Below are 10,442 nucleotides of genomic sequence, written 5' to 3'. Positions count from 1 at the left end.
TAACGCGATCGTCATGCTGAACTTGCTTCAGCATCTTTCCTGCTAAATAGACCCTGAAATAAATTCAGGGTGACGACTATAGATTAAAATATTTACGGAATATCTTTTCAAACTCAGAGTATAAGCTCAAACATCCTTATATTTCTTATATGGTAAAGTGAAAAAAAACCGGTCTTTTTCATTTCCCCGTTAAAACCATATCTCCTGTTGCCCTCATTTTCTTATTGGTAACCAAACTTTTCCTTCTGAAATAAATCAGCGAAAGCACACTGCATACCCCTCCAACTAATGGCACAGCGAATAAACATTGCTTAAAGAAATGCATCCAGCTAATATTGGTTTCACCAAATTCGTGCATCATCAATACCGAAAAGCTGCCTACATAACCGATTGAATCGGCTACGTACATAATAAAACCGATATTGCTCTTGTAATGGAAATTGGCAATCATCCGCTCAAAGAAAATGGCATTATAAGGAATATAGGCCATATACAGCCCCATACCCAGTAAAGCCATCCAACTGATCGGGCTGATATAGCCTTTATCAAAAAAGAAGGTGCTTAAACCTACCAGTAAACAACCTGCAATAATCATGATGTGGATTACGGTAAAAGCTTTTAGGTTATCTTTAATCAGGATCAAAAGTCCCATCATTACCAGCACCACTACCGAAATTAGGGTATCAATCTGCGTGTAAATGTGGTTATCGTGAATGCCCAGACCATTCCAGATCTCGACCTCAAAATTATCACGCATATCGCGGATACAGGTAAGCAGCACATAAATGATGATGGTTAAAATAATGCCCGGTAAAAAAGTGGTGATAAAAGCCCTCCGTTGTTTTGCATCCATGGGTACTCTTTTGGTACGCAACGCCTGATCTTCTTTGGATGGCGGCGGAATTACCTCCAAACCAAAAACAAAGAGGAACAGGGCCGGCAGAAAAACCAATCCTGTTAGAAAAGGCATCCAATAATCGCTTACTGCGGCAAACGACATGAGCATCCTTGCTACCGTTTTAACAAAACCCGAGGCAAAAATTAAACTGATAGACATTAATGCCCCCATAAATTCGGTTGTTTTTCTTCCTTCGAGGTAACTGAATACCAAACCCCAGATCATACCTAATGGAAAACCGTTAAGCAAAAGAAATGCAATATTGTAAGGTGCAGGTACCAGTGCAAAGCCAAGCAGGGCCAGCCACGAAAAAAGGATCAGGAAAATGATACTCCTGGCGCGGTTGCTTTTGCCAGATTCGGATATAAAACGGATCCCGTAAAACTTACTAAGGGTATAACCTACCATCTGCGCAATAACCAGCCAAACCTTATAATCGATGTGCAAAAATTCCTGTTGATCGAAAGTAGCCGAAGCGAAAGCTTTACGGAAAGCGTACATACTGGTATAACAACCAAAGGCTGCAACACCACCAAGCAAAGTAACCAGCCAGTATGGCCAGTTCAGTGCTTTTTTGCGGACAATCTGTAGCAAGCTCATCTATTTGGTTATTATATTCGGTATCCTTACCATATTAACGGATACCTGGTTATTATTTTCGCCCGAACCGATTTTGTGCACCGGATAACATATGATCAACTTTATCGCCATAACTACTGAATTAAAAACAATAGTAAACAATGTTTATTATTTATAAACAAACGATAAGTTATCAAATTGTTAAGTTTAACGGAAAAGATCCTGTTTTATTTCGCAAAGGCCTCTAGTACAGGCTTTCCTCGCCAACTCTGCGGCGCTTGCAAGCCCATTAACCAGGCTAATGTTGCTGCCGTATCGTAAGTAATGATCACATCTTTTATCTCGTGGTTTTTACGTACCCCCGGGCCTGAGATAATCCAGGGAATCTGCACTTCATCAAGCGATTTACCACCGTGCGTTTTAGCTGTTCCGCCATGGTCGGCAGTAACCAGAATAATGGTTTCATCTGCAATACCTGCATCATTTACCGCCTTTACAATTTTCCCGATACGCTGATCTACCAGTTCAAGCTGTTTGTAATAAGCAGGCGTGCGGTGGCCAATGGCATGCCCAGTGTTATCGGGCTCATCTAAATGGAGGAAAGTAAAATAAGGTTTTTCTTTTTTGATGATCGCCGCAGCCGTATCGGTACAGAAATCGTCTTTTTCTTTGCCATCAACAATGATATTTACCGCTTCCTTTTCGAACAGGTAACCTATACCGTTCCAGCTGTAAATAATTGCTGTTTTTGCCGTTTTTTTCTGATCCCTGATTACGCTAAAAATCCCGGGAAATAAACCATAAGCCGTTTTGGTTACCGAAGGGATTTCGGGTACTTTGCTGTTCCATTCGGTATAACCATGCTCGGTTGGTCCGGCCCCCATAAGTAGCGAAGCCCAGTTAACAGCACTTGATGATGGCAGCACGCAACGTGCTTTATCCGTCCACGAGCCATTGGCCATTAAAGCTTTAAGGTTGGGCATATTGGCCTCCTGCAAGGCATAGCCACCAAAGCCATCGCAACCGATAAGGATTACATGTTTGATTTTTTTAGATTGCGCCTGGGCAAAAACAGCCAGACAAAGCAGCAGAAATGTGCTTTTCAGGAATTTTTTCATATTCATATTTTTACCGGTCAAGGTAGGGTTGATTTATGAAGATGAAGGTAAAAAATTGTTAAGTATAAATAAACTTTGTTTACTAAATTGTTACTCGAAAAAATAAACCACAAGCATTAGGGCCTTGGTATCGCCAATGTTTACCGGGGTATGCGAAAGCCTACCGTCAAAAAGCATCGAATCGCCTTTTTCGAGCACTACCTTCTTTTTGGCAAACTGGTATTCTACCTTACCCTCAATCATATACTTAAATTCGAAAGCTTCGGTTTTTACCATTGGACGATGTGCATTTACCTCCAACTCCAACAGCACAAAATCTGCAGTAGAAAATTTAATGTTCTTAGTTAAAATACGAGAATAGTTAAAACCAATGGCCTGTTCTTTTTCGAACTTCTGGTAATTCTCCTTCCGTTTTACCAATACCGGCGCATCTTTTTTATGAAAATTGATGTCTTTAAAAAAGCTGTTCAAATCGATCTCCAGACTTTTGATAATATCCATTAATACCATTAAGGATGGGATAGTCCTGCTGTTTTCGATCTGGGAGATCAAACCCTTACTTACTTCTGCTTTATCTGCCAGTTCCTGAACGGTTATGCCAAGTTCTTTACGTCTTTCTTTAATTTTTCCGCTAATCTGTAAAAGGATTTCTTCCTGCATGGTTAAAGTGGGGATTAATAGCGCTAATGTATATATTTATTCCAATAATATAAATGAAGCATCACATTAGTTACACCTAAATTTGATGATAAACAATGGTTTTAACCACAGAGAAAACAGAGAGAAGGCACGGAGTACACAGAGATCAAAATTCTACAGCGATCCGCAGGAACCAAAGCGCAAAATTCTCCCGCAGATTTAAGAAGATTTACAGAGAGAAATAAAAGTGTAGTAATGAACTATAAAATAACATCATAAAATCGGCCGGAGAAACACCGGCCGATAGAGTTTTTAACGGTAATGGCCCGGTACCCAATGGCGACCGCCATAAGGACCAACATTATAATGTCCGGGCACCCAGTGGGCACGTGGCGCACGTGCACTAACTACGCATGCACTAAAGTTTAACGCCATAACCAATAAGAGCAACGCATTTACAATCTTTTTCATAACCTAACCTTTTAAGTGAAAAATAAATCAAGCTTTACGCTGTGTGTTTAATTTGGACAGGTGGAGAATAGAAAAGGTTTAATTGGTTTATTGGTCATTTGTTCATTGGTTGGCATAGGTTAACTGGTTAAATTGATTAACTGGTTAATTGTTATTAAACGCCAAACGCTATCAAAAAGTCGCGTCATTTCGACCGCAGCGTAAACAAAAAACGGCCTGACCTTTTAAGGTCAGACCGTATATATATTAGTTTTAAAAAAAAGATTAGAAGCTATATCTCAATCCCAGTTGCATCTGGTAACGTGATGCAAAGAAATCTTTTGAGTAAGAGGTTACATCTTTTTGGGCAAAGGTATACACCGGATATGCGGTTGGTGTACCTGCTGTTGCAACTTTGATACCCATACTGGCCATAGAGTTATAAGTATTAGGAGAAAAATACTGAACTCCCCAATTTTTATTAACCAGGTTGGTTAAGTTGATGATATCGTAAGTTAAAGTAAGTACGTGAGGGTGTTTTCCTTTTGCAACCTGTAAATCCTGAGAGAAACGGAAATCGGCCTGAACATTCCAAGGGGTACGTGCACCGTTACGTTCAGTAAAATCGCCGCGACGGCTGCTCAGGTATTTATCACCATTGATGTAGCTATCGAATGCTGCTGCCTGTGCAATTCCATCAGGTGTATTGGCAAAGAATTTCTGTGTTTCGCCTACAGCCGGTACATACATTAAACTTACTGTTTGTCCGGTTCCGTTGATCCTGGTGTTTACTAAACCTAACGAATATGGAGAACCCGACTGACCGCTGAAGAACAACGAGAAGTTAGATACATATTTACCGTTTTTAGCCCAATCTAACCTGTAATTGATGGTTGAGATAATCCTGTTACGGATATCGAAGTTAGAATAAGCCAATGCTGCATTGTTCGGGCTAAGCGACTGGTTTAACTGCCAGTTAGATTCCATTGAGTTACGGATACCGTTGGCAATATCTTTCGATCTTCCGTAGGTATAAGCCACCATCATATCCAAACCGAAAGGAAGTGATTTACTTACCTGTGCAGTTAAGCTGTATTTATATCCTTTATCGGTGTTCGATAACAAATAAGCATTAGTGTACAACGGGTTGATTTTAGCACCAGAGTAAATTGGCTGTTGTTTCTGCGTATCGTAAACCATGTAAGTAGGATTATCTACATAGTTGATCTGCTGGAACTGCACATCTTTAATTACCTGGCTAAAAATTCCTTCCACTGTAAATTTCCACTGGTCGTCTGTTTTATAGTCGAAAGCTAAATTGCTTCTCCATGCTTTTGGCATTTTAAAGTTGTTATCAACCAAATCTACCTGTGTAGCGCCGTTTGCATCTTTAACATTAACACCCTGTTTGGTTACATAACCCGCTTCGCCATTACCGGTTAAAGCATCTTTTATCGGGTCGGAACCTGCCACCGGAGTTGAGATTTTTGTAGGATCCGAGCTTGAGTAAACATACGGTTTATCGAAAGCACCATAGTTTACGCCGTTGTTGTAGTAAGCATAACCAATCCATGCGAAAGGAACACGGCTGGTAAATAAACCGGTACCACCACGCATAACCAAACTCTGGTTACCCAATACATCGAAGTTAAAACCGATACGTGGAGAAATCTGGATTTTGTTCAGGAATTTTCCGGTAATTGATGATGGCTGGGTATAAGTATAAGTTGTACCATAGTTTGGATCAACAGGCGAGTTTGTAGTTTTTGAACTCAATGATGGCATATTAGGTAAATCAGCCATATCGAAACGTAAACCCGGTGTTAATTTAAAACGGTCGCCGATGCGGATTTCATCCTGACCATAAACACTGTACATGTTTACATTAAATTCTGCAGTTGGGTTTGCAATAATATTATCACGGCTATTATCGTCGTAGTTATAACTTGTACGTACCCTGTTCGGCCTGTTGGCCAGGAAATCGGCAATACTACCATAAGCCACACGGCCGTTCCATGAGTTTACAAAACCATAGTTGATGTTGTAAAACTCGTTGTGTGTACCAACAGTAAAAGTATGGATACCTGAGCTGTAAGTATAGTTATCTGTAAATTCGAAAGTATTCTGTTTCATGTTGAAGATACTTGCCTCACGGTCGGTACCTAAAAACAATGTTCCACCGTTTGCAGCAATTTCGATCTGAGGTACTGCCGGATTAGAAAGCGGATCACGATAATCGTGAACAGTAGAATAACCAACGATCAGGTTGTTGGTAGCCGAATTTCCGAAACGGGTTTTCAGATCGGCAACAGTTGAAGTCTGGTTGTTGTTCTGTTTAAAATCGATACCACCAAACCTGAAGTTAAGCTGATCTCTTTCCAGGTTGGTTGCTTTCGAAATAATGGTGTTATTTCTGATGGTTAACTGGTTATTTTCGTTGATATTCCAATCTAAACGGTTAAAGAATTTGTTTGATTGTGAATAAATGTTGTAATCGCCAAACGAACCTGCATCAATACCATAAGCATTTTTCATACGGTCAGAAATCTGTTGTGCCTCTGACAAGGTAAGCAATTTCATATCCGACGATCCTGCACCTAAAATTACCGGATCCTGACGGCGGGTAATCTCCTCATTGGTGAAGAAGAATAATTTATCTTTAATGATCGGGAAACCTACACGGAAACCGGTTTGATAATCGTGGAAAGCCGAAGGCTCCTTGCTGTTATCGCCAATTTTGTTTCTGCCGATCAACGATGCGTTACGGCCATAACCATAAACCGATCCAACAACTTCGTTTGTACCACCACGGGTTACCGCATTGATACTACCACCTAAAAAGTTACCTACTTTAACATCGTAAGGAGAAAGTAGAACGGTAACATCCTGGATCGCATCAAGTGAAACCGGATTGGTACGGGTACTACTACCAGGCATGCCCGAGCTTCCGCTCTGACCACCTAATGAAGGACTGAAACCAATCGCGTCATTATTAATTGCACCATCGATGGTTACGTTGTTATACCTAAAGTTGGTACCACCAAAGGTATTATCTTTACTGCCCTGAGGGGTTACACGGGTAACATCCTGCAAACTGCGGTTCATGGTAGGCAGGGTTTTAATCTGACCTTCACCAATGTTTGTGCCCGCACCTGCTTTGGTTCCGCCTTTTTGACCTTTAACACTCACCTCGGCCAATTGGTTGCCCTGCTCCTGAAGATCGATATCGAGTTTTACATCGTTACCAAGCGTTAAATAAATGTTTTCTTTTACCACCGGACTATAACCTACAAAGGTTACGGTGATTTTGTATGGTCCGCCCGGGTTTAAGTTACCAATGCGGTAAAGGCCGTTTTCGTTCGACGAACCTTTTGATACTGTACCAGTTGGTACATGTACCATAACGATGGTTGCCCCAGGAATAGAGCCTTTGTTATCCTTTACTTTTCCGTTAATGCTAGACGTTGTAACCTGTGCCTGGACAAATGTAACCAGGAGCACGAAGATACTTACTAGGGATAGTATACGTGATTTCATTTTCTGTTATTTTATTTTGGTACAAAACAACAGCACTAATGTTAATTCAATATTAACAACATATTAACTTTAACCTTGAATTAACAATAAGAAAATCAGTATTAAACAATAGAAAAACAATTCCTTAACAGCCTTTCTAAAGCCGGAATAATAAGAAGAGCGATATGCTCAAATATCAAACAGAAAGATGAAGATTTCATGAAGTTTTGTTTTAACCTAAAGTGCTTTGTGTTAGACTGAAAGATTGTAAGGTTATTTTATTGCTATACTGTTTGATTGCTCTATTGTTGTAACTAGCGATCGGTATAGTAATGAAATAATTAACCTAATACAATTAAGCATTCATTATAGTTATCAGTTGGCAATTTGCAGTTAACAATTTAGTAAGCAATTCTTCTATTACAATTAAGCATTCACAACAGTTTTCAGTTGGCAATTTGCAGTTAGCAATTTAGCAATCGAACAATTAGGCAATTCTCCTATTACAATTAAGCATTCACAACAGTTTTCAGTTGGCAATTTGCAGTCAACAATTTAGCAATCGAACAATTAGGCAATTCTCCTATTACAATTAAGCATTCATAACAGTTTTCAATTGGCAATTTGCTTTAACAATTTAGCAATCGAACAATTAAGCAATTCTCCTATTACAATTAAGCATTCACAACAGTTTTCAATTGGCAATTTGCTTTAACAATTTAGCAATCGAACAATTAAGCAATTCTGTTTTCATTAACAATTTAACAATAAAATAATTGGGCAATTAACCGATTAACCCCCTGAGCGTAGCCGAAGGGTAAACAGTTAACCTATGTAAACAAATGACCAACGAACAACTGAACGAATGAACCCAACTATTATCTTTGCACCCATGACAATAAGATTAGCCATTACAGAAGATATACCTCAAATTATGCAGCTGGTAAGAAAGGTTGTACCCTTAATGCGGGCTGCCGGGAATTTTCAATGGGGAGATGATTATCCCAATCCTGAAGTTTTCGCAAAAGATATAGCTATTGGGCAGTTATGGGTAGCGCTATTGGAAGATCAGGTTGTTGGCGTTTCGGCGATTACAAACGATCAGGATGAAGAATATACGGATGCCGGCTGGGACATTACCGAAAAAGCAATTGTTACGCACCGTTTAGCCGTTGATCCTGATTGCCAGGGCAAAGGCATTGCCAAAGCTTTAATGCAACAGGCCGAAGTGGTTGCCATAGCAAATGATATTAAAATTTTAAGGGTAGATACCAATAGCAAAAACAAAGCCACACAAGCGCTTTTCCCAAAACTGGGTTATACTTTTAGTGGCGAAATCGGTTTGGCCAAACGTCCGGGTTTGCGGTTTTTCTGTTACGAAAAGCTGTTATAGTTATTTACACCCTTAACAAACCGCGGAAAGCCCTGGCTGCATAGTATGATTGCGCACCATTATGGTAAGTAAATACATGATCGTACCTGCGATCGCCAAAAAGGGCACCGCCCAATTCCCTGATTGCAGGTGGGGTAAACAGCCAGCTTGAAGTTTTCGTGTCGAATTTTCCGAGCTGTTGTAAATTACGGTATTGCTCTTCGGTTAGCAATTCGATACCCATCGCAGCAGCCATATCAACCGCATTATTTTCTGGCTGGTGTTCTTTTCTCGATTCAAGTCCTTCAAGGTCGTAACAAACGCTTCGCCGTCCTTTCGGACTTTCGGCAGCGCAATCGTAAAAAATGTATTCGTCCGTGCTTTTATCGTAATCCACTATATCCGGTTCGCCTCCTGTAATTTCCATTTCATCAAGCACCCATAATTTTTCAGGTTTAGCCGTTAATTTTTCCTGTACTTTACTCCAATCTAAATCTTTATGCCGGTTCATGTTTTTCTCGAACCGGATTTTTAAAGTATGGAGCAGCTCTGCTGTTTGCGCTGCAGAAAGTTCTTTTTTGTTTATTTTGCTCATAACCTATATTTGATTAATGTTTTTTTATTATAAAATGAGTACCACTGAGGCACCGTCATTTCGAGCAGAGTGAAGCGTAGTCGAGAAATCTATCTCGAGATAGATCTCTCCGTTTCGTTGCACTTCAGTCGAGATGACGATTCTTATTTAGAGTCTGTCAATGGTAACGGAGCGCAATGCCTGTTCAACATACGAAGTTTCATCCCGTTTTCCGCTTTTACGCTTCGCTTCCTCGTACCTCGTTGCTGCAGGGTAACGCTTCAACCGGGGCTAAATGGCCAAACCAGTATTTCATTTTTAAGGTTGCAAGGTGCACAAACCTATGTTTTTAAACCCGACAGCAGCGGCAGCCTCCGATTTTTCTATCGGAGCTACAGCGAATGGCGGGACTAAAAACCGCCAAGCACCACAAACCGTTCATTTCCTAATCTTAAAACACTTTTTTACATGAAGCATAATGGCCATATAAACGCTTAATAAGTTTTCATTTTTTGAATTTCAAAAGCGCATCATCAACTAAATGCTCTATTGCCAAAAAGTTATTCGCCAATGATAAAACTTCACGCGGAAGATTGTTTTCAACGAGCTTTATCCAACCTTCCATTAAAGTCAATGGTCCGTAATTTACACTTACATTTGGCCATTGGTGTTCAAAAGCCTTAAAACTTTCTCTAAAAACATCTGCAAACTGTCGGCTTTGTATGGCGTAACCCTTTAAATACCTTAGTTTGAATGCATGGATGTTATAACTTATTTTTTGCACTTCAACCGTAGCATCGTTTACCCAGATGGAAAAGAAAATCCGCGATTCGGCAGTTAAAGGATCCTGCAGCCCACTTGCCCACGATTTTTTATAGAGTTTTAAACACACCGAGTCCAAAACCACACCAACAGCTACTTCAATCTGCTTTTCGCTAAGTAATCCTTTATCCAGCTGATCGGCAGCCTTCTGAAATTCTTTTAAATATAATGAGGTGTTCATATTTTGGTTATGTGGTCAGATGTGTTGTGCAGTCAGATGTTACCATCTGACTATAAATTAATTTAAAAAAGAAGCTTCAGTGTCGGATGGCAACATCCGACACCACAACTAATCATCCAATCCTTTACCGTTCAAAATCTGCGGCAAGTATTTTTCTACCCTTGCTTCGCGGGTTTTGGGTTGTTTAGCTGCTGAAAAATATAACAGATACCCTCTCTGTCGTCCAGGGGTTAAAGCCTCGAAAGCTGCTTTTAAATCTGGAATATGATCCAGTTTACTTTGAAACTCTGCAG

9 protein-coding genes are annotated in these 10,442 nt (G+C 40.1%); 1 reads left to right on the top strand and 8 read right to left on the bottom strand.

The window, feature by feature from the left end:
* Nucleotides 1-178: 178 nt before the first annotated feature.
* The 5 genes from B2V92_RS02160 to B2V92_RS02140 all read right to left on the bottom strand — a co-directional run bounded on the left by B2V92_RS02160 (nucleotide 179) and on the right by B2V92_RS02140 (nucleotide 7,221).
* Nucleotides 179-1,498, bottom strand: a complete 1,320-nt coding sequence (locus B2V92_RS02160; protein ID WP_293304427.1) for a DUF5690 family protein — start codon at nucleotides 1,496-1,498, stop codon at nucleotides 179-181.
* Nucleotides 1,499-1,704: 206 nt separating this feature from the next.
* Complete coding sequence (locus B2V92_RS02155) at nucleotides 1,705-2,595, bottom strand: alkaline phosphatase (RefSeq protein ID WP_293304425.1); 891 nt, start codon at nucleotides 2,593-2,595, stop codon at nucleotides 1,705-1,707.
* Between the two features lie 90 nt (nucleotides 2,596-2,685).
* The gene (locus B2V92_RS02150) at nucleotides 2,686-3,255 is read right to left on the bottom strand and encodes a helix-turn-helix domain-containing protein (RefSeq protein WP_293304424.1); all 570 of its coding nucleotides are present in this window, start codon (nucleotides 3,253-3,255) and stop codon (nucleotides 2,686-2,688) included.
* Between the two features lie 291 nt (nucleotides 3,256-3,546).
* Nucleotides 3,547-3,705, bottom strand: coding sequence for a hypothetical protein (locus B2V92_RS02145; RefSeq protein ID WP_293304423.1), 159 nt, complete (start codon nucleotides 3,703-3,705; stop codon nucleotides 3,547-3,549).
* Nucleotides 3,706-3,969: 264 nt separating this feature from the next.
* Complete coding sequence (locus tag B2V92_RS02140) at nucleotides 3,970-7,221, bottom strand: carboxypeptidase regulatory-like domain-containing protein (protein ID WP_293304421.1); 3,252 nt, start codon at nucleotides 7,219-7,221, stop codon at nucleotides 3,970-3,972.
* Nucleotides 7,222-8,092: 871 nt separating this feature from the next.
* Between B2V92_RS02140 and B2V92_RS02135 the strand changes: the two genes are divergently transcribed.
* The gene (locus B2V92_RS02135) at nucleotides 8,093-8,593 is read left to right on the top strand and encodes a GNAT family N-acetyltransferase (RefSeq protein WP_293304419.1); all 501 of its coding nucleotides are present in this window, start codon (nucleotides 8,093-8,095) and stop codon (nucleotides 8,591-8,593) included.
* Nucleotides 8,594-8,597: 4 nt separating this feature from the next.
* Here B2V92_RS02135 and B2V92_RS02130 read toward each other — a convergent pair whose 3' ends face one another.
* From B2V92_RS02130 to B2V92_RS02120, 3 genes are all read right to left on the bottom strand, one after another.
* Complete coding sequence (locus tag B2V92_RS02130; protein ID WP_293304417.1) at nucleotides 8,598-9,167, bottom strand: DUF4256 domain-containing protein; 570 nt, start codon at nucleotides 9,165-9,167, stop codon at nucleotides 8,598-8,600.
* 484 nt (nucleotides 9,168-9,651) lie between these two features.
* Nucleotides 9,652-10,149 (bottom strand): hypothetical protein, encoded by a 498-nt coding sequence (locus tag B2V92_RS02125; protein ID WP_293304416.1) that lies wholly within the window; start codon nucleotides 10,147-10,149, stop codon nucleotides 9,652-9,654.
* 108 nt (nucleotides 10,150-10,257) lie between these two features.
* Nucleotides 10,258-10,442 (bottom strand): YdeI/OmpD-associated family protein (locus B2V92_RS02120; protein ID WP_293304415.1); only part of this gene is annotated, 185 nt, incomplete at its 5' end.

The organism is Pedobacter sp. UBA5917, from assembly GCF_002432345.1.
Classification (GTDB): domain Bacteria; phylum Bacteroidota; class Bacteroidia; order Sphingobacteriales; family Sphingobacteriaceae; genus Pedobacter.
This window is presented reverse-complemented; position numbering and strand designations above follow the sequence as displayed.

What these genes read in the sequence shown, in the direction of transcription:
- B2V92_RS02155 (WP_293304425.1), bottom strand. Translation starts at nt 2,595, where the DNA reads ATGAAAAAATTCCTGAAAAGCACATTTCTGCTGCTTTGTCTGGCTGTT.
- B2V92_RS02150 (WP_293304424.1), bottom strand. Translation starts at nt 3,255, where the DNA reads ATGCAGGAAGAAATCCTTTTACAGATTAGCGGAAAAATTAAAGAAAGA.
- B2V92_RS02130 (WP_293304417.1), bottom strand. Translation starts at nt 9,167, where the DNA reads ATGAGCAAAATAAACAAAAAAGAACTTTCTGCAGCGCAAACAGCAGAG.
- B2V92_RS02145 (WP_293304423.1), bottom strand. Translation starts at nt 3,705, where the DNA reads ATGAAAAAGATTGTAAATGCGTTGCTCTTATTGGTTATGGCGTTAAAC.
- B2V92_RS02135 (WP_293304419.1), top strand. Translation starts at nt 8,093, where the DNA reads ATGACAATAAGATTAGCCATTACAGAAGATATACCTCAAATTATGCAG.
- B2V92_RS02140 (WP_293304421.1), bottom strand. Translation starts at nt 7,221, where the DNA reads ATGAAATCACGTATACTATCCCTAGTAAGTATCTTCGTGCTCCTGGTT.
- B2V92_RS02125 (WP_293304416.1), bottom strand. Translation starts at nt 10,149, where the DNA reads ATGAACACCTCATTATATTTAAAAGAATTTCAGAAGGCTGCCGATCAG.
- B2V92_RS02160 (WP_293304427.1), bottom strand. Translation starts at nt 1,498, where the DNA reads ATGAGCTTGCTACAGATTGTCCGCAAAAAAGCACTGAACTGGCCATAC.